A 19,927-nucleotide genomic window follows, 5' to 3' on the forward strand; every position below is an offset into this window, starting at 1 on the left:
ATTTGAGCGTATCATGTAGTGATAAGCTTACTTAAAAAGAAAGGATGTTTAAATATGTATGCAAACGTAAACGCACCTCCAACTGTCGGAGCAAATGTTCCTCCTCAACCGACTACGGCCCCTACTTTTGTTCAATCATTCCCATCCTATACGGCTCCAGCTTACAGTTATGCCTGTCCAACATATCAAAATAATAACTTTATCTTAATTGTCGTGTTATTTATTTTATTAATCATTGTGGGAGCATGTATCTGTTAAATATTTTTTCTGCTTAGGTAGAAAAAATATAGCTCATTTGGTGGTATTAAAGATACGGTAACAATGAGATTTACAATTACAATGCAAGAGAATATAGAAAGTCCCCCTAGCAATGTCGTGGCAAAGCTGTAATAAAAAACGTAAGAGATAAAGTGGGGGAGTGCATTCCTTTTTTAAAGGGGAGTGCTTTTCTTTGTTTGCGAATAGGTAGATTGTTGAAAAGGCAGTTTACATATTCTATTTTTCAAAAAAGCTTACTGATTAAGAAATTCTGGCTGATCTTATAATTCGATAGGGGCGTTAGTTGAAGAAAACAAATAATATAGAATTTACGCATCCATAGTTATAGTGAATAAATAATTAAACTATTAAAGAAATTCTATAATCTATATATTTTTAAGAATATATATTAATTTCCGCTTCATGGTTTGCAGTAGGTATTGGTGTAGCCGCTGCCTTAGGTTTGTTCGGAAATAAATAGAATAAGAAAAAAACATTAACAATTGCACTCAGAATAGGAGTGCTTTTTCTATGACATTACAAGATAGTTGTAATGAAACTTCATATTGGTAATAATGGAACAAAAAGGGGATGAGGGGAGGAGAGTAGAAGTGGAAAATACACTTTTATTGGTTACAGGAACATCTTTTACATTAAATTTTTTAATTTATATACAAAATATCTATCTCAATCAAAATCAAACAGATGAAGAAATAAGATTCCCTTATTCATCAACAGAAATAGCCTTTAAAGAGGATTTTCCCAAGCAATATGAACAATTATGGAAGGCTATTACAGAAAAGGTCAAACTAGATAATAGCTATATATATGAACTATCCAATGAAGATAAAAAATTATTTTACGATAGATTATTGGAGGGTAAGTCAGAGGCCCCCGAATGTTTTAATCAGATTTATAAAAGCTTTCAAGCATGGTGGAACAGCTTGGCAGGATCTTTTTCACTGGAAAGATCCATTGATTCATCAACGATTGGAAAATTATATGAGGATTTATCTAATTTACTGAAAGTAAGGGGAAAAACTCCACAAAACTCATTGTACATTAGTTTAATTTATGACAAATGTTTATTAGCTAATAGTCCGTCCTCTCCTTCTTTTGCAGTTTTAGCTATTGAGGAATTTTTTATTAGATACAGAGAATTAGTTCCCAAATTAGAAAAATCCTTTTAATGCGTTTTTTTTCAGTAAATGGATTAAACTACTAGCGGCATTAATCATCAGATTGATGCCTTTTGGGTTTTCCATTTAGAGAAATGATCGATGGTTTTAAATATTAATTGACATGAACCATAATTTTTGTGATGTACTCTTCTTCTCGATTTTTGACCACATTATCATATATATATTCCTCAAAAACATACTCTCCTAAGGTTAAATTTAAACGATTCATTTCAGCAAAAATACGCGTATATGTTTTATCGATGTCTTTTTCTAAACCGATGTGGTAGCCGATTAAATAATAACCCTTTAAAGATGGATGGAATGTGTAGCTGTCTTTTTGTTTCGGTTGCTCCATATATAAATAAGTATAGTTAGTGTACTCTCCTTTTAGTACTTCCTCACGCATAGTCATACCGCCGATTGGATAGCCTGTATCTAGTTTTTTCACATATAGTTCGGTAATAAAATCAGACACAGCCTCCACAAATTCTTCATCAGGTATGTCTTTTATATTCCTGCTTAAATACAGGTTAGCTGCAGAAATTTGTTCTAGTGATATTTGCTCAAAGTTGAGGCTTGAGGCTTGTTCCATTAGCTTAATTTTTGCTTCGATAATCTGCTCGTTTTTCTCTAATTCCTTCCTTTTTTGTATCAATAAATCTTTTTGTTGATACATTAGTGATAAAAATTCTTCTGGTGATTTATTCTGCGTATATTGTTGGATATCGTTTAATGACATTCCTAAATCTTTTAATAAATCAATGACAATAAATAACTCTAATTGGCGAATTGAATAGTAACGATAGCCCTTAGAGTCTTTAATAACAGGTGATAAAAGGCCAATTTGATCATAATAAATTACTGTTTGCTTATTAACTTTACATAGTTTGGCAAACTCGCCAGTAGTGAAATATTTTGAATTATCATGTTCCATATTTTTGAATCTCCTTCTTGACTATATAGTTACTATATACATTAAGATGATTTCAAAATCAATCATTATGTTGTCCACATTTAAGGATGGAGATGTCAATATGAAAACTATTGAGATTAGGCCAGTAACCAAAGCAAATGCTTCAGAAGTTCTAGCCTTAAAAGTCAATGAAAGCCAGAGGCACTATATTGAAACAACCGAACAGTGTTTAGAAGACGCAAAAAATTGCGTTTACTACAAGCCTGTCGGTCTTTATAAGGAAGGTGTTTTAGTTGGTTTTGCCATGTACGGATGGTTTCCTGAATATGATGAAAATCATAAAAAGGGAAAAGTATGGCTAGATCGGTATTTAGTTGATGAAAGATTTCAAGGCCAAGGTCTAGGCAGTATATTTTTAAAAACGCTAATCAGCAAGTTAATTAATGAATTCGCATGCACAAAGATTTTTTTAAGTATTTATGATACTAACATACATGCTTTAAGCCTTTATAAGCGCTATGGTTTCACCTTTAATGGAGAATTGGATTTTAACGGAGAAAAAGTGATGGAATTAATCGTATAGCTTTTTATGTATCATTTTAGACCAGAAAAAAAAGGAGCAATAAGCAAATGCATTTTAAAATCGAAGCTATTAAAACTACAAAGGAGTTTAATAAAGTGAAAGCATTAATCTCCGAATCATTCCCTAGAAATGAGCAAATTCCATTTTGGTTTCTTCTATGGAAGTCGAAGAAAAACTTCGTAGACCTATTAGGTGTATATGCTGATAATTCGTTAGTAGGTTTTATTTATTTAATTACACATAAAGATTTAACCTTTGTTTTGTATTTTGCTATTGATAATAAGCATAGATCAAAGGGGTTTGGTAGTATGGCAATTAGTAAGTTGAGGGAGTATTGCCCAAATAATCGAATCATGCTTAACATAGAAGCAGTTAAAGAAAATGCAAGTAATTATGAGCAAAGAGTTAAAAGAAAGAAGTTTTATATAAATAATGGGTTTAAAAACGCTAGTCTTATGATAGAAGAGAATAGTAATAATTTATTTGAAGTTTTAGTAAATAACAGCGATGTTACAGTAGCAGAATACACTAATCTGTTAAAGCGATTTACTGGAAGATTGCTATATCTATTTTTTAAGCCGAAATTTATCCGATAGATTCAACATATCAAAGCTAATGTAAAAATTGGCTTTGATCTTTTTTATGTCTGAAACCTATTGTTCTATATTTCGTATTTGTAAACAAAGCCTATTACGAATAAAGTCTCTTGAACCAAAAGGAGGTAAATCAAAATGAAAAAACTATCGACTATCGGAAAGATAAATTTAATTCAGGTACGCTATTTGTACTAATGGGGATATTGGCTTTTTTTAGTGGATATTTGCCAGGCAGCTTTTTTGTGGAGATGGAGCCTTTCTTATTTATTCCTATTGGCCTTTCCTTATTATTGTCCGCTTTGTCCTTTCAAAAGGCAGATGGAAATTAACGTATTTTTATAACTTTTGGCTGGTTTTGTCAATGAAGGCTTAACGAGTATAATAAAAGTAGATAAATGTAATACGTATCTAAACTTTGGGGAGCACACTAATGATAACTAATATAAAAGAGTATCTATTATATAATAACTTTAATGAACTTGCCGTTGATATTTTGACCTTGGCAAAAGAGATATTACCAGACAGCTTTCTGTTTTTAAGTGCCATTGTCAATAATGAACAGCATATTTTGAAGACTTCTCCTAATACGGAGCATATTAACATTAGAGAGGGAATATCGCTCCCGCTGAAAGTGGCAGTTTGCAGCAGGATTGATTTTACTAAAGGTATCCCATTAGTCTATGAGGATATAAGTAAGGAATCTAGCCTAGATGATATCAAGGGAATATACTCTAACACGAATGTGAACGCTTATTTAGGTGTGCCGGTAATCTTAAGGGATGGCGAGGTTTTTGGGACTTTATGTGCTGTTCATGAGAAGGCTGCACAGTTTAATGAGAAAAGTATAAAGCTGATTGAAAAAATTGCGAAAATGTTTTCTTATTACTTAGAGCTAGAGCAATTAGCATACAGAGACCATTTAACAGGCAGTTATAATCGGCATTTTCTTGAAAGATATTTTAATGAATTTGCCCATGAGGATGGCGCAATTTTCTTTCTAGATTTAGATTGTTTTAAAGAGATAAATGATAGCCTTGGCCATGATACAGGTGATTTGATATTAAAAGAAGTCGCCCTTAGAATGGAGGCAGTCATGCGGCAGAGGAATATAAATGGAGCGGTATTTCGGTTAGGCGGAGATGAATTTATTATTAACTTAGTTGGAAAATTAAGCGTTCAAGAAATCGAGGAAATAGCAGAGGCTTTTATTGAAAGATTATCGTCCTGGGATTTTCAAATCAAGGAGTTTAACTTATCTGTGAGCATTGGCATTGTTCAATACACAAATACAATGAAACTGACGTTAAATAAACTGCTGAAAAAAGCAGATAATGCTTTATATCGGGCGAAAACTAGTGGGAAAAGTACCTACTGCTTTTTTTGATTTTTGAATGAGATTTATATGTGCAGAACCAGTAGAGCACAAAAAATATCCAAAACTAAGCAAATAAGCAGGGAAATTATTTATTGACTTCTACATTAGTTGTAATTATAATGAAAAACGAAATTCGAATACTAAAATTATTTAGGTCGTGGATTTTTCTAGAGTGAACTCTATTTTCGCCACACAAATGTTGTGAGACATTTGTGTGGCTTTTTTTATGCGCAGAAGGGGGACTTAAATTTGAGTAAATGGCATTATGTATTATTTGTTTTTTTAGGTGGCTGCAGTTACGGAATATTATCTACGTTTGTAAAGCTTGCATACGGAGCTGGGTTATCTGTTAACGAGGTAACGGGGGGACAATATTTTATTGGTACTTTAATTATTTGGATACTCGTTTTAATTATGAAAAAGAGGGGAGTTGCTGGTAATCAAGCCATAAAGTTAATTTTATCGGGCATTCCATTTGGACTGACAGGCATATTTTATTATCAATCCTTACAAACACTTCATGCCTCATTAGCCATTATCTTTTTGTTTCAATATATCTGGATAGGATCATTATTAGAAATGGTGTTTTTAAAGAACAAGCCTTCGAAGGAAAAATTAATAGCAATAGGTATTCTGCTGGCAGGGTCGCTATTAGCTGCAGGGATTACCTCGGAAAATGGTGTTCACATTACATGGCAAGGTATGATGTGGGGACTGCTTGCTGCTATAACCTTTGCAACGTTTATTTTTCTGAGCGGTACAGTTGGACATAATACGGAGCCGCTGTTGAAAAGCGCACTGCTTTCCTCAGGCGGCTTAATCGTTGTTTTTATCATCTTTCCACCAGTATATTTTGTGGATGTGTCTGTTCTAGGCGGATTTATACAATATGGATTAATACTAGGAATATTTGGTGCAGTGCTTCCGCCGCTTTTATTATCCATTGGTATGCCTAAAGTCGGCCCAGGACTCGGCACAATCCTGACAGCTTCAGAGCTTCCGGTAGCTGTATTAATGTCTGCGTTAATACTGCGTGAATAAGTAGGTGTTTGGCAATGGTTTGGTGTTGCTCTCATATTAGGAGGCATTATGGTGAGTAATGTCAAAATGTTTAAACCAAGAAATATTTCAAGTCCCAATTGGTAAGGGATATGCGGAGCTGTCCATTAATTAATGGACAGCTCCAGTTTATTGCATGCTACCAATCAATGCTGTTTTTGCCTCTGAAAAATTTTCCCGATGGTCCGTCAGACCCAATAGCAGTTAACCATAAAATGGACTCAGCAGCTTGCTTCGGTGTCGTTGGAGCAGAAGTTCCACCCATATCTGTGCTTACCCAGCCAGGATCGGCTGCGTTTACTTTAATATCACCTTTGACTTCTCCCGCAATTAATTGTGTTAAACCGTTTAAAGCAAACTTAGACAATTTATACGCTCCGACTTCTGGAGATGTTAATTGGCTTAAACGGCCATAATCAGAAGAAATATTAATAATTCTTCCATATCCGTATTTTTCCATGAGAGGCAGAAAGGACTGAATGGTATAGTAAGCCCCAAAAAAGTTTGTTTCCATTGTTTTTTCCAAAATGGCAGGGGCCATAGTTAATAAACTTTCATCTTCGTCTAAATAAACACCTGCATTATTAATCAAAACATCTAATCTTCCAAAGTGCTGATCTACCGTGATGGCGGCTTGGCGAATGCTTTCATGATTGTTCACATCCATCTCGAGAAAAGATACTTCTAAATTTGATTTGCGAAGTTTTTTAACAGCTTCTAGCCCTTTTTTTGAGTCTCGGCTTGTTAAGATAACTTTAAAACCTTTCAAAGCCAATTGGCGGACCAGTTCATAGCCAATTCCGCGATTACCGCCAGTGACTAGGGCAACTTTTGAGTCTGTAAACATATTATTATCCTCCTTGAAAAGAATGGAATTTATCTTGACACTTGATGTACAGGAGTCATCATATAGTTTCTAAGTACAATAGTTACTAAACTTAACACTAATGAAAGAATTCCAACTAATACAACATATTGCGTACCCATTGATGCTATTAAAAGTCCGCCTGCAGCTGACCCGACAGTTGTCCCAACGTTACAAGAAGAGATAAAGAGTCCGTTAGCAAAATCAGGTGCTTCAGGGGCTGAAGACGTAATTAAATATTGATTAATATTCGCCATTATTCCCCCTGCTAAAATTCCCCAAATGAAAGTAAGCATTGCCATTGGCAGCGGATACTGTCCTGTGAAGAATAAGAGGATGTAAACAGCAATTAATAGTAGAGGGAAATATACTACAGATTTAATCGGGTTTTGCGTAAGCAGCTTTCCTGCGACAATATTACCAATCATATTGGCCCCGCCAAAAATAAACAGCGTTAAAGTTATTGTATTTGGAGACATATTCGTTACTGTCTTCAAATATTCCGTGAAGTAGCTGTAAACTCCAAATACAGATGCATTTAATAAAATAACTGTCACAATAGAAATCCAGATTATTGATTTCTTTAAGACAGACAGCTGTGCACCGTAAGATTGTTTTACTTCGACAGGCATAGAAGGGACAAAAATGAATGTCGCAATAAAGACTATAACAGTAACAACAGCAAAGAATGCCATCGCCATTTCATAAGATAGGACACTATCAATAAAACTTGCGATTGGCACACCGGCTACCATACCCGCAGATACGCCAATAAATACTTTAGAAACAGCTTTTGGAGCTTCTTCTTTACTAACAGAGGAAGCAGCAACTGTAAAAGCCATCGAACAATAAATAGGATGAAAAAAACCTAGAACGACTCGTGTTAATAATAAAACAGTAAAATTAGTAGTAAATACAGACACAATATTCCCTAGCACAAACATGCCTAAAACAATTAACATGACTGTTTTTCGATTTATCCCTGAAAACAATAACGGCATTATTGGACCAGAAATAGCAATCGCAAGTGCAAACAGACTCACCAGCAAGCCGGCAGTTGATACACTGACATTAAATTGTTCAGCAATCGAGGGCAATAACCCGATAACCCCCATTTCGGTATTTAAGATGCCAAAAACTCCTATAGTTAAGATGAATATTAATAATTTTTTATTATACAAAAAAATCCCTCCATAAAATTCTTCATTTTACCGGTGCAGCAAAGGTATTACGCGATGACAAGTTTTTTGTAAGTATAAAGGTTAGAGTTAACTCTAGTTCAAGAAGTATTTTTGAAAAAAAATTGTTTTTTTTATTTGGAGGGAGGGGCATTTAATAAAAAGAGCCATCTAACCTACTGGTTGTAGGTTAGATGGCTCTATGTTAATTTAAACTGCCAATTTTTTCAGTTTTATGAATATCTTCTGTGCCTGCCTCTAAGGCAGTCTTATAATAGTCGCATTTATGTTTAATAATTTCCATCGTTTTATTTATTTCTGCCAGCTGTGCTTCAACAGCGGCTTTCCGTTCTAAAAACATGTCATATCTCTGCTGGAGGGTAGCATCTCCATCCTGACACCAATCAATGAAACTTTTAATTTCCTTTATAGGCATCCCAGTAGATTTCAGACATTCAATGATCCTTAATGCGCCAATATCCGACTCTTTAAACAATCTTGTTCCATTAGTTGTTCGTTCTACAAAAGGCAAAAGGCCTTCTTTGTCATAATAACGGAGCGTATAGGTGGTAAGGTTTAATTCTTTCGCTACTTCACTAATAGAGTATGTGTTCATTGTTTCACTCCTTATTCTTCTATAAATATAGATTTAGAGTTAACTCTAGGACGCGAGGCCAATTCTATCATGGTTTTTTACTGATTGTCAAAGCTGATTTTAAAAATATTGTAAATTATCATAAAAATGGATAATTCACTTGACTTAGAGTTAACTTTAAGGTTTATCATATTTGCTAGTAAAAGTTTTAACTAGGAATATAGTGTAATTTGTTTTGTGTTTAAACTAAATTATTAACATGAAAGTTAACTGCTTTTTATTAGGTGTTATTTTATATCCAAAACAGTTAACTGAATTTCTAATAGGAAGGTGATTATCATGTTGGTAACAAAGGAAACGGTAAGACTGATCCGGGGACTGCAAGCAAGAAATACGACGATATTTGTTGCTAAAGCCCGTTCTTTTAGTAGTGATGTGTTTCTAACTAAGAATGGTAAAGCTTCAAATGGAAAAGAAATTATGAAGGTAATGGACTTAAATGTAAACACTGGTGATGAAATCACCTTGTTAGTCGATGGACCAGATGAGAAGGACGCCATCCATACATTAAAAAAATTCCTATTTAATAAGTAGAAATATTTAGTATTTACTTGGAATTTTCTATGACCAATCTGCAAAAAAGACTCACTACCAAGAACGTTATTCCGATGATTCATATCACATCTGTCCATGACGACGAAGTTTTCCTATTCAGAAAATACAGCTGAAGTTAATCATAAAGAAAAGGGGAATAACCAATGAATTGGTACCCCTCTTTTTCTTATTACCAAGGTTGTTTAGTTGGTCCAATTGTAAACTCATTAACATTCGTATCCTCAGGCTGGTCAATAGCAAACGCTACAACATTAGCAACACGATCTGGTGATATACCATATTGCTCGTACGTTGCCGTCATGCCTTTTGAAATATTCTCGTCCGTAATCGTATCCAATAATTCCGTATTGACTGCTGCTGGATAAATAGTGGCTGTACGGATATTTGTGCCTTCTTGGGCAGACTCCATGCGCAATACTTCCATTAAGTCACGAACAGCCCACTTTGTTGCACCATATACTGCACCACCTGGATAAGCTTTTAGTCCGGCAACCGATGAAGTAGTAATAATATGCCCGGACTTCTGCGCTGTAAATGACGGCAATACTGCTGCAATCCCATTTAAAACACCTTTAATATTAACATCAATCATGCTGTTCCACTCGTTCGTTTTTAATGCAGAAAGCGGTGAATTCGGCATTAATCCAGCATTTAAGAATATAACATCAACACCACCAAAAGTATCTTTAGCCAATTGAACAAGCTGATGATTATCATCAGGGTTAACTACATCTGTAACACGATATGTCGCTTGTCCGCCAGCCTTTTGAATAACTTCAGTCAAAGCCTTCAATTTGTCTTCACGGCGCGCTCCTAGAACAAGTTTAGCGCCTTTTCTGGCCAATAATTTTGCCGTTGCTTCACCGATTCCAGAAGATGCTCCAGTTATGATAACTACTTTGTTTTCCACTGCCATGTTTCATTCCTCCTTTACATTTAGGTAGAGTTTAAAGGATAGAGTTAACTCTAATGCAAGGGGGAAGCTTGAAAAACTTTTAAACTATCTCACTTTTGAGAAGATAATACCTTCAATAAAATAGGATGAAATAAGTAATAAATAATGGGGATATTCGTAATAAATTAGCAGAGAATGTTGGACTAAAGGCATAAAAAGAGAAATTAATCCTAAGAATTCTTAAGGTTTTTATGGAGTTTCCCTTCAGGATTAGCATTTATATTTTATCTATAAATCAACAATGAAGAGGAGCAGTTATATGAAAAAAAAGTTTGTTTCTTTATCAATATTTAATCAATCCAAAGACGGTTCGGGCAGTCCAGCCCAGTTCGCAATTTCTCAGTAATAAAATGATAGAAGCAATCCATTTTAAGGATACAAAATACATTATTGAATATGGCCCAGGAACAGGCGTTTTCACCGAAAGGTTATCGAAAGAAGAAATAAGGACACAGTAATCATTTTAATCGAAAATAATCCAGCATTTTATCAACTGCTTAAGGAAAAGTTTCAACATGTATGCAACTTAATTGTGATACATGGATCAGCCGTAGATGTTCCAAATATTTCTGTCAAACTATCCTTCTATTGGATTTAATTCACCATATATTCCTGCAAGAATAGTAAATTTAAGCAAGACACTTGTCTAATTCAGACTAGTTGCCTTTATTTACTTTAGTAATACGTTAGGATTATGATATTAATATAAGTTGCCCTTTATTTTCTGTAGTTAAGATGAATCTTGAGTTTAATTCTTTTGTAAACGGATATAAAACTAATTAAATGTATAAGGATGAAGATTATGTTGATAAGTAGAGTTATAGTTAGTCTTCCAAGAGGACTTCAGTCTGCTAAGAACACTGTTGATTTCGTTACGATTGCATCGTCTTTTGCAAGTGAAATTACCATTACATATAAGGACGTTACAAGCAGTATGGAGATAATGGAAATTATGGATTTGAACGTGAAAAAGGGACAGGAAATAACGATTATTGCTAAAGGAACGGATGAACAAAAGGCATTGTATTTTCTTAAAGGTTTTCTTTTAGGTGATAAAGGGCTTGGAGACAATTATAAGAAGTTTAATGCTTGTTAAGGGAAGAAGTCATAGAGCAAATTTTTTGTTTGTGGCATGTAAAACCGATACAATATCCATATTCAACTGGATAAATCCAGTAAGAAGGAGATGAATCGAACATGAGTAATTACGAAACAAAAAAGCAGGAAATCTTAGATGCATTTAACTTTCGTCATGCTACAAAGGTATTTGACCCTACGAAGAAAATTTCTAAAGAGGACTTTTCATTTATCCTAGAAACTGGTCGTTTATCTCCAAGCTCTGTTGGTTATGAACCATGGAAATTTCTTATCGTGCAAAATAAGGAGTTTCGTGAGCGATTGAAGGAGGTTGCATGGGGAGCGCAAGGTCAGCTTCCGACTGCTAGTCATTTTGTTATCATTCTTGCACGGACAGATGCAAGATACGATTCTGAGTATGTATGGCAACTGCAAAAAAACGTGAAGCACATACCGGAAGATATAATTGAAAAGATGAAGTCTGCGTACAAAAGTTTTCAAGAGGGCATGAAGCTGTTGGAAAGCGATAGAGCATTGTTTGACTGGGCTAGCAAGCAAACATATATCGCCCTTGGCAATATGATGACAGCAGCGGCACAAATCGGAATTGATTCTTGTCCAATTGAAGGCTTTAGTCCTGAAAAAGTGAATCAGCTTCTGGAGGAAAAAGGTTTGTTGGAGAATGGCAAGCTTGCGGTATCTGCTATGGTTGCTTTTGGCTATCGCGCAGAAAATCCAGACCGTCCGAAAACACGCCGAGCTATGGAAGATGTAGTACAGTGGATAGACTAATGGATAAACGATACTAAGAAGTCTGTGCAGCGATTGTTTGGGCTGCATGGACTTATTTTTTGCATATACACAAAGAATAAGGGGGAAATATGAGATAAAACTTGGGGAAACGCTGAAGCGTAAATTAAACAAATAGTAGTAGTAAATTTGGCTATATTTCTCATTATAAAAAAAACAAGTAATACTATGTGCTTAAAAGAGTTATACCATAGATAGGCAATTGACATTAATAAATCCATCATGTAAGATGTATTTTAATAAATATATCTAACACGATGTATCGTAACTGATGTTAATGAGAGGATTGAAAAAATGTTAGAAAGAGCTGATTATCTTCGAGAGTCGATCGATTTTTTACAGCGGTTTATAGCAAAAAGTATGCAGAAGGAAGCTGAGGGCTATGGATTTACAGTGCCGCAGATTAGGGTTATTGCGGAAGTAATGACAAATAAAACTTCAAATATTAAGCAATTAACTCATAATTTGAAAATGACCCAAAGTTCTGTTTCTGATATAGTGGAAAGACTTATCGGAAAAGGCATACTTGAGAAAACTCCCAATCCTAAAGATAAACGCTCAGTGGTTATCACATTAACGAAGGGTGCAGAAGATGGAATAAACAAAAAGGATTACACCCATTTAAATGAAATGATAACCGGTGCGCTGAGTCAGCTTAATGCCGAAGAACAAGAAATCGTTATGAAGGGAATGCAGCTGCTCGTCGGAGCCGTAAAAGAAAAAATGACATCAGAAGGAATGAACTATAATGAGTCCTTTGATGTAATGCTATTTCCTACTCATGAAAATAAACAATAATTTTCTATTGTAATGTTTTATTAACAATACTTGTAGTGGGCATGATGAAAGACTTTAGGTGAATTAGCATTCAAGCCTCATACATATAAGTTTACAAGTAGCAATATACTTAAAATAATCGCTTTTCATCATGAATAGCGTTTTTTTGTATGGATAACTTTTAATGATTATTGCAGGAGAAAGGATAATACTGAATATATGGAAACAAGCAACATAATAACGCTGTTAATTTCGTTAATTTCTTTTATAAATATAGCGCTTGGTATTGCTGTTATCTTTTTCGAAAGAAGGGATGTTGGCTATACATGGGCTTGGTTATTAATACTGTTTACTGTTCCGGTCGTAGGTTTTCTTATTTATATTTTCTTAGGCCGCCAAGTGAGAAAAGAGAATTTTTATAAGTTAACTGATTTTGAAAAAAGTGATTTTGAGATGGCTGTTAATAGGGAGCTAGAAGCGGTAAAAGAACATTATTCGCATAATGAAATGCTGGATCAATATTCGGATTTAATTAATATGAATTTAAACTCTTCTAATGCATTCTTAACTACTGATAATGAAATTAATATCTTTACCACTGGGCAGGAAAAATTTGCTTCACTTTTTGAGGATATCAAGAAGGCAAAAGAAGAAGTGAATATACAATACTATATTATTCAACCTGATAATCTTGGTAAACAACTAAGAGATTTATTAGTTCAAAAAGCGAAGGAAGGAGTTAAAGTGCGTTTGCTTTTTGATGCAATTGGTTCGAAGAAAATATCACCCTCTTTTTATCAAGAGATTATTAAGAATGGCGGAGAGGTCGAAGTTTTTTTCCCTTCTTTTCTAAGATTAATTAACTTTCGTATTAACAATCGCAACCATCGAAAGCTTTGTATTATTGACGGAAATATTGCTTATATAGGCGGATTTAATGTTGGTGATGAGTATATGGGCATGAAAAAAAAGTTTGGGTATTGGCGTGACACTCACTTAAAAATTACGGGTAATGCGGTTAATCACGTGCAGGCGAGATTTATCTTGGATTGGGTTTATTCAAGTAAAGCTGAGCAAGTAGCTGGAGAGGATTTCTCCTTTACAAAAGGGGAGCATAACGGAAACAGTCCTGTTCAAATTGTTTCAAGCGGCCCAAACTCAAAAACAGAGCATTTAAAAAATATGTATGTAAGACTTATTATGTCTGCGAAGAAAAGTATCTATATCCAGACACCGTATTTTATTCCAGATGCGAGTTTTATGGACGCATGTAAAATGGCCCTTTTATCTGGTGTGGATTTGCGTATTATGATTCCGAATAAGCCTGATCATCCCTTTGTGTATTGGGCCACATGGGCATTTGCAGGTGAACTGTTATCATATGGAGCTAAAATCTATTTGTATGAGAAAGGCTTCTTGCATGCTAAGACAATTGTAGTCGATCAAAAGACATCGTCTGTTGGAACGACCAATATAGATAATAGAAGCTTTAAGTTGAATTTCGAAGTTAATGCAACTGTATATGACAAAGCTATTGCAGACGAGCTTGCACATATCTTTCATGAGGATATAAAAAACTGCTCCCACTTAACAATAGAAAGATATGAGGAAAGACCACTAAGCATAAAATTTAAAGAAGCTATATCAAGGCTTTTAGCGCCTATTTTATAAGATGGAAACGGAAACGGAAGAGTTTCCGTTTTTTTAATGAAAATACATCCTTTTATTAAAAATTGACAATCGAAATTATATCGTATAAGATGCATATTATACGATATATCCTGTGCGATGTAGTTTGCAAATTGTTACTACTGTAAAAAATTTACTTGTGTTTTGGCAGGTGAAAAAGCACATTATGTTGAAGCATTAAAAGGTTCGGAATCAGAAATGAACTAACACCTAACAAGACTTTGAAATGGACAAAAGGAGCAGGTTTTATGCAAAGGGAGGGTTTCAGCAATGTTAAAAATATTTAGCCACTTTCAAAGAAAAGATTGGCTGTTAATTACATGTGCGTTAGTATTCATTGTTATGCAAGTCTGGCTTGATCTGAAGCTTCCGGATTATATGTCGGAAATTACTAGGCTTGTTCAAACAGAAGGAAGTGAAATTAGTGATGTTCTTTCCCAAGGCGGATTTATGCTGCTGTGTGCGGTGGGAAGTATGGCCGCTTCCATCATCACTGTGTATTTTGCCGCAAAAGTAGCAGCGAGATTTTCAAACAGATTAAGGGGAATGGTGTTTGATAAAACCTTATCCTTCTCGATGCAGGAGCTTTCTAGTTTTTCTACGGCAAGTTTAATTACACGTTCCACAAATGATATTATGCAGGTTCAAATGCTCATCATACTTGGGTTGCAAGTTGTTTTGAAAGCCCCGATACTAGCGGTTTGGGCTATTTTGAAGATTATGGGGAAATCTTGGCAGTGGACTGCCGCGACTGGAGTCGCTGTGTTCGTACTATTGGTGTTAATTGCTATCATAGTTTTAATCGCATTACCTAAATTCAAAGTTATTCAAACATTAACAGATAATTTAAACATGGTTACAAGAGAAAATTTAACGGGAATACGTGTTGTTCATGCCTACAATTCTACTAAGTTCCATCAAAGTAAATTTGAAAAAGCGAACAACGATTTAACAGACACAAACCTGTTTACAACGAGAACAATGGCCATATTAATGCCGACTATTTCGCTTATTATGTCCGGAATCAGTCTTGCGATTTATTGGATTGGCGCCGTATTAATAAATGATGCGCCAATGACAAATAAACTGACGATATTCTCTGATATGGTCGTATTTTCTTCTTATGCGATGCAGATAATTATGGCATTTATGATGGTTTCCATTACTTTTGTTTTGCTGCCTCGTGCAGCTGTTTCTGCAAAGAGGATAAATGAAGTTCTCGATACGGAAGTCAGCATTAAGGATGGAACAGCAACAGAAGGAACTACAGAAGCAGAAATTGAATTTCGAAATGTCAGCTTTAAATACCCTGGGGCATCTGAATATGTTTTACAGAATGTAAGTTTCAAAGCGTCTAAGGGAGAAACGCTTGCTATTATCGGTTCTACAGGCAGCGGAAAGAGTACCCTTGTTAACTTGATTCCTCGTTTTATGGAAGCAACAGAAGGCGAAATTCTTGTGGATGGTCTTAATGTCAAAGAATATAATTTAGAATCGTTAAGAGATAAATTAGGCTATGTATCCCAAAAGGCGGTTATGTTCAGCGGGTCCGTTTCTTCCAATATTGCTTTTGGTGAAGCAGACAAAAGCATAAAAGCTGAAAGCGAAATAAAGAGAGCCGTAGAGATAGCGCAAGGAAAAGACTTTATTGAAAAAATGGATCAGCAATACGAGGCAGCTATTTCACAAGGTGGTACCAATCTCTCAGGTGGTCAGAAGCAAAGACTATCCATTGCACGTGCCATCTATAAATTGCCTGAAATTTATCTATTCGATGATTCCTTTTCTGCTTTAGATTATAAAACAGACCGTGTCCTCCGTTCTAAGTTAAAGCAGGAAATTAAGGATGCTACTTCCATTATTATTGCGCAGAGAATCGGTACAATCAAAGACGCGGATCGCATTCTTGTCCTAGATGAAGGCAAAATAGTAGGAATTGGCAGACACGATGAATTAATGCAGACATGTGATGTATACCAAGAAATTGCTTATTCACAATTGTCAAAGGAGGAGCTTGAAATTGGATGAAAAAAGTCAAGCTGGTCAAGAGCATACAAACATGGAACCAGATAAACAACCAAAAGATGCTAACATTCAGAGCACGCAAAAAGGCATGAATATAAAAAGCCTAAATGAGCTTGCCTCGTATTCGAAGGCTTACTTCCCAGCAATAATTATTGCCTTAATTCTTGCTATGGCGGCTGCCATCTTTAGTATCGTTGGCCCTAATCAGCTAAGCAAGATGACAGATCTTATCACAGAAGGTTTAGTGGGCAGTATTGATATGGACGCTGTTTTCGATGTTGCTATTTTACTTGTGTTTTTGTATGGCGTAGGATTCATTTTCAACTATATCCAAGGCTATATTATGGCGACTGTTACACAAAGAGTTTCTAAGCAATTAAGACATGATATTTCCGAGAAAATAAATCGTCTTCCCTTGAAGTATTTTGATACGACTACAACAGGAGATGTGTTAAGCCGAGTAACTAATGATGTAGATATGGTCGGTCAAACGATGAACCAAAGCATCAGTGGTTTAATTACAGCCATTACTATGTTTGTAGGATCATTAATTATGATGTTTTACACAAACTGGATTATGGCAATTTCAGCTGTGCTTTCAACCGTAGTTGGGTTTGTATTGATGGTCTTTATCATATCAAAATCTCAAACCTACTTTGCACAGCAGCAAGCAGACCTAGGTAAGCTCAATGGTCATATTGAGGAGACTTATTCAGGGCATAATGTGGTAAAGGCATATAATGGCGAAAAACAAGCGCAGAATGATTTTTCTGTCATTAACACAAGATTATATGATAGTGCATGGAAATCGCAATTCATGTCAGGTCTTATGATGCCACTCATGATGTTCATCGGAAACTTTGGATATGTAGTCGTTTGTATTGTTGGGGCTGCCCTTGCAGTAAATGGCACGATCTCCTTTGGTGTAATTGTTGCATTTATGCTTTATATTCGGCTATTTACACAACCGCTTCAACAGCTGGCCCAAGCAGCCACTAATTTACAGTCTACAGCGGCAGCGAGTGGAAGAGTCTTTGAATTTTTAGGAGAAGAAGAGCTTGCGAAAGAAAGCAACAAATTAGAAAAGTTAGAAAATGTTAATGGCGATGTAGAATTTAAGCATGTGCAATTTGGTTATGACGAAGATAAGTTAATTATTAAGGATTTTTCTGTAAAGGTGGCAGCAGGGCAAAAAGTTGCTATTGTAGGGCCAACAGGTGCGGGAAAAACAACGCTAATCAACTTACTGATGCGATTTTATGAATTAAATGGCGGAGAAATCACGATTGACGGCATTTCGACTAATCAAATGACAAGAGAGTGTTTGCATGATCTGTTCTGTATGGTGCTTCAAGATACATGGGTGTTTGAGGGGTCTATTCGCGATAATATTGTTTATTCAAGGGATGATGTATCAAATCAAGAGGTAGAAGCAGCCTTCAAAGCAGTAGGGCTAGATCACTTTATTAAAACATTGCCTGATAAATATGATACGATTTTAAATGACAAGTCAAGTTTATCTGCAGGACAAAAGCAGCTGATTACCATTGCCCGGGCTATGGTGAAAATGGCGCCATTACTTATTCTCGATGAAGCAACAAGCTCAGTCGATACGCGCACAGAGGTGCTTATCCAGCAAGCAATGGATAAACTAACGGAAGGAAAAACATCCTTTGTTATCGCGCACAGATTGTCTACGATAAAAAATGCCGATTTGATTTTAGTAATGAAAGATGGCGATATTATCGAAGCTGGTAACCATCAAGAATTAATCAGCCAAGACGGCTTCTATGCAGAACTATATAATAGCCAATTTGAAGAGGCATCTTAAAAAGATTACAAAAATATTAATTAGTAAAAGTCTATAGATATATATTCTATAGACTTTTTTGTCTTTAACTCCAAATTAATGAAGTACCTTCTTTGCCTTGAAGCTTTCTTGTATCCACTTGCACTCCTCTCCACCAGCTAAAAATAAGTCTCCTGCACTTACAGCTGCCGAAAAACAATGACCTTTTATCGTTTCAACTGGCACTAAACTCATGTGCGAAAAATCGTATTGATAGATTCGGGAATAGCCATATTCGTCCTTGCTGGAACAAACATATATATTATCATCAGCATGAACCATATGTAAAAAAGCACGCTCTTCTATTTGAGAAGTAAGAGAATGCCAGATGGTTTCCCCATGTTTTCGAAAAGAGATGGTACCTTTATTTGTCTGGCATGCGCCAGTTGTCATCCATAGGTAAGTGGAATCTACGTGAATGGATGACACCATTTTTTCTTGTTCATAAAGTAAAGCTTCTAGCACCTTGGTAGATAACGAATATTTCCACAGACCGCCATTTTGTTTATGTATTTGTGTTCCAATGTATATTTCATCAGCAAATAATGTTAAGGAGCGAATAACTGGTCTAACGGATAGTTCTTTAAAAAGCGAAATCACATTCCATTTTTGTCCGAAATCATAGGATACTAGTAATTGTGTGCCAGCATGTGTAATAACTAAGCCGCTGTCATTGCCGACGATATTCCACAGGCGTTGACTAGTTGGGAAGGAAGAGGTGCGCCATCTTCCGGTTTTCAAATGAAGCTTAATATATCTGCCTTTGTCACCAACTCCCATAATATACTCACCAATTCTTTTCAGCTGGTAAATGGATTCTTGTAATGGAATCATTAGCTTCGATTTATTATGTTTATACGAAAAGATTCCATGCCCCTTAATGGAGACTAAAAATTCATGTGGGGCAGGGGAGACAACAGCGGTCGCTCCATTAGCGTGCATGACTAGTGTCCTTTTCCTTTACCCATTCATATGCACCAAGAGCAAATTGCTCACATTCCTGTATTTCCTCCTCACTATCAGGACTAAATTCGATTTTTAATCTAGTGGTAAATACTTCTCCGCCTCTTTCTTTAACTTTGTCTGCCAAAGTATCTACAGCTTGACAGAAGGCAGGATAAAAAGTATCTCCAGAGCCAAAAATACCGAAGGACATTCCATGTAAATCCATTTCACATAGCTCATCATACATATCCTCCAGTTCGTATGGTAAATCCCCATCTCCCCAAGTATAGCTTCCGAAAAGAACGAGATCATATGATGATAAATTTTCAAGAGGAATTAAATCTAATTCCTCTACGTCTATGTCACAATTTAAAGATTCTAATTTATTTTTAATAACAGTAGTTATATCCTCTGTATTGCTCGTCAAACTTACATATCCAATTAATACTTTCATTCTGTCCACCTCTTAAATGAGAATAATTTTCATTTGTTATTAACTATAAGTGATAATGATTATCATTGTCAACATAATAAATAATTCATTTTATGACAAGAGGGGAATGAATTTTACAATTGTGGCAG

Annotated in this window: 21 protein-coding genes and 1 pseudogene; 15 read left to right on the forward strand and 7 right to left on the reverse strand. The window is 35.4% G+C overall.

The features are described from left to right. Positions 1 to 54 precede the first annotated feature (54 nt). Entirely contained in the window at positions 55 to 258 is a 204-nt protein-coding gene (locus MKX82_RS30460) for a YjcZ family sporulation protein (RefSeq protein ID WP_396953853.1), read from the forward strand. Positions 259 to 869: 611 nt separating this feature from the next. Then, a complete protein-coding gene (locus MKX82_RS22940; RefSeq protein ID WP_341080367.1) occupies positions 870 to 1,448 on the forward strand; it encodes a hypothetical protein in 579 nt (192 codons plus the stop codon). Positions 1,449 to 1,551: 103 nt separating this feature from the next. On the opposite strand, the gene MKX82_RS22945 is transcribed toward MKX82_RS22940, so the two are convergent. Further along, positions 1,552 to 2,373, reverse strand: coding sequence for a MerR family transcriptional regulator (locus MKX82_RS22945; protein WP_341080368.1), 822 nt, complete (start codon positions 2,371 to 2,373; stop codon positions 1,552 to 1,554). 100 nt (positions 2,374 to 2,473) lie between these two features. Here MKX82_RS22945 and MKX82_RS22950 point away from each other — a divergent pair, with 100 nt between their 5' ends. The 5 genes and pseudogenes from MKX82_RS22950 to MKX82_RS22970 all read left to right on the forward strand — a co-directional run bounded on the left by MKX82_RS22950 (position 2,474) and on the right by MKX82_RS22970 (position 6,052). Beyond that, positions 2,474 to 2,935 carry a GNAT family N-acetyltransferase gene (locus tag MKX82_RS22950; RefSeq protein WP_341080369.1) on the forward strand — a complete coding sequence of 154 codons (462 nt, stop codon included), beginning with the start codon at positions 2,474 to 2,476 and terminating at the stop codon, positions 2,933 to 2,935. 47 nt (positions 2,936 to 2,982) lie between these two features. After that, on the forward strand, positions 2,983 to 3,531 hold the full coding sequence (locus MKX82_RS22955) for a GNAT family N-acetyltransferase (protein ID WP_341080370.1): 549 nt from the start codon (positions 2,983 to 2,985) through the stop codon (positions 3,529 to 3,531). Between the two features lie 110 nt (positions 3,532 to 3,641). Beyond that, positions 3,642 to 3,860, forward strand: a complete 219-nt coding sequence (locus tag MKX82_RS22960; RefSeq protein ID WP_341080371.1) for a hypothetical protein — start codon at positions 3,642 to 3,644, stop codon at positions 3,858 to 3,860. Between the two features lie 101 nt (positions 3,861 to 3,961). Beyond that, positions 3,962 to 4,915 carry a sensor domain-containing diguanylate cyclase gene (locus MKX82_RS22965; RefSeq protein ID WP_341080373.1) on the forward strand — a complete coding sequence of 318 codons (954 nt, stop codon included), beginning with the start codon at positions 3,962 to 3,964 and terminating at the stop codon, positions 4,913 to 4,915. 240 nt (positions 4,916 to 5,155) lie between these two features. Continuing rightward, positions 5,156 to 6,052, forward strand: a pseudogene (locus MKX82_RS22970) (EamA family transporter). A gap of 52 nt (positions 6,053 to 6,104) precedes the next feature. Here the strand turns inward: MKX82_RS22970 and MKX82_RS22975 are convergent. From MKX82_RS22975 to MKX82_RS22985, 3 genes are all read right to left on the reverse strand, one after another. After that, on the reverse strand, positions 6,105 to 6,812 hold the full coding sequence (locus MKX82_RS22975) for an SDR family oxidoreductase (protein ID WP_341080376.1): 708 nt from the start codon (positions 6,810 to 6,812) through the stop codon (positions 6,105 to 6,107). A gap of 29 nt (positions 6,813 to 6,841) precedes the next feature. Continuing rightward, positions 6,842 to 8,017, reverse strand: a complete 1,176-nt coding sequence (locus tag MKX82_RS22980; RefSeq protein ID WP_445738866.1) for an MFS transporter — start codon at positions 8,015 to 8,017, stop codon at positions 6,842 to 6,844. A 196-nt stretch (positions 8,018 to 8,213) separates the two neighbouring features. Further along, positions 8,214 to 8,624, reverse strand: coding sequence for a MerR family transcriptional regulator (locus MKX82_RS22985; RefSeq protein ID WP_233315596.1), 411 nt, complete (start codon positions 8,622 to 8,624; stop codon positions 8,214 to 8,216). Between the two features lie 318 nt (positions 8,625 to 8,942). On the opposite strand from MKX82_RS22985, the gene MKX82_RS22990 reads away from it, so the two are divergent. Further along, entirely contained in the window at positions 8,943 to 9,197 is a 255-nt protein-coding gene (locus MKX82_RS22990; RefSeq protein WP_237943991.1) for an HPr family phosphocarrier protein, read from the forward strand. Positions 9,198 to 9,387: 190 nt separating this feature from the next. Here MKX82_RS22990 and MKX82_RS22995 read toward each other — a convergent pair whose 3' ends face one another. Continuing rightward, positions 9,388 to 10,134, reverse strand: a complete 747-nt coding sequence (locus tag MKX82_RS22995; RefSeq protein WP_341080385.1) for an SDR family oxidoreductase — start codon at positions 10,132 to 10,134, stop codon at positions 9,388 to 9,390. A 311-nt stretch (positions 10,135 to 10,445) separates the two neighbouring features. On the opposite strand from MKX82_RS22995, the gene MKX82_RS23000 reads away from it, so the two are divergent. From MKX82_RS23000 to MKX82_RS23030, 7 genes are all read left to right on the forward strand, one after another. Further along, positions 10,446 to 10,631, forward strand: coding sequence for a hypothetical protein (locus tag MKX82_RS23000; RefSeq protein WP_341080387.1), 186 nt, complete (start codon positions 10,446 to 10,448; stop codon positions 10,629 to 10,631). 344 nt (positions 10,632 to 10,975) lie between these two features. Continuing rightward, complete coding sequence (locus MKX82_RS23005) at positions 10,976 to 11,269, forward strand: HPr family phosphocarrier protein (protein ID WP_233315591.1); 294 nt, start codon at positions 10,976 to 10,978, stop codon at positions 11,267 to 11,269. A gap of 101 nt (positions 11,270 to 11,370) precedes the next feature. After that, on the forward strand, positions 11,371 to 12,042 hold the full coding sequence (locus MKX82_RS23010) for an NAD(P)H-dependent oxidoreductase (protein WP_233315590.1): 672 nt from the start codon (positions 11,371 to 11,373) through the stop codon (positions 12,040 to 12,042). Between the two features lie 312 nt (positions 12,043 to 12,354). After that, positions 12,355 to 12,858, forward strand: a complete 504-nt coding sequence (locus MKX82_RS23015; protein WP_341080390.1) for a MarR family winged helix-turn-helix transcriptional regulator — start codon at positions 12,355 to 12,357, stop codon at positions 12,856 to 12,858. 198 nt (positions 12,859 to 13,056) lie between these two features. After that, positions 13,057 to 14,508, forward strand: a complete 1,452-nt coding sequence (gene cls / locus MKX82_RS23020; RefSeq protein WP_237943996.1) for a cardiolipin synthase — start codon at positions 13,057 to 13,059, stop codon at positions 14,506 to 14,508. Between the two features lie 288 nt (positions 14,509 to 14,796). Beyond that, positions 14,797 to 16,554 carry an ABC transporter ATP-binding protein gene (locus tag MKX82_RS23025; protein WP_341080392.1) on the forward strand — a complete coding sequence of 586 codons (1,758 nt, stop codon included), beginning with the start codon at positions 14,797 to 14,799 and terminating at the stop codon, positions 16,552 to 16,554. 85 nt (positions 16,555 to 16,639) lie between these two features. After that, entirely contained in the window at positions 16,640 to 18,382 is a 1,743-nt protein-coding gene (locus MKX82_RS23030; protein WP_445738867.1) for an ABC transporter ATP-binding protein, read from the forward strand. 75 nt (positions 18,383 to 18,457) lie between these two features. Here the strand turns inward: MKX82_RS23030 and MKX82_RS23035 are convergent, their stop codons facing one another. Beyond that, positions 18,458 to 19,342: a hypothetical protein gene (locus tag MKX82_RS23035; protein WP_341080393.1), complete on the reverse strand. Its 885-nt coding sequence runs from the start codon at positions 19,340 to 19,342 to the stop codon at positions 18,458 to 18,460. Further along, complete coding sequence (locus tag MKX82_RS23040; protein WP_233315585.1) at positions 19,332 to 19,799, reverse strand: flavodoxin domain-containing protein; 468 nt, start codon at positions 19,797 to 19,799, stop codon at positions 19,332 to 19,334. The genes MKX82_RS23035 and MKX82_RS23040 overlap by 11 nt, the downstream gene beginning before the upstream one ends. Between the last annotated feature and the right edge of the window lie 128 nt (positions 19,800 to 19,927).

The sequence above is a fragment of the Niallia sp. FSL R7-0271 genome (genome assembly GCF_038005785.1).
Classification (GTDB): Bacteria; Bacillota; Bacilli; order Bacillales; family Cytobacillaceae; genus Niallia.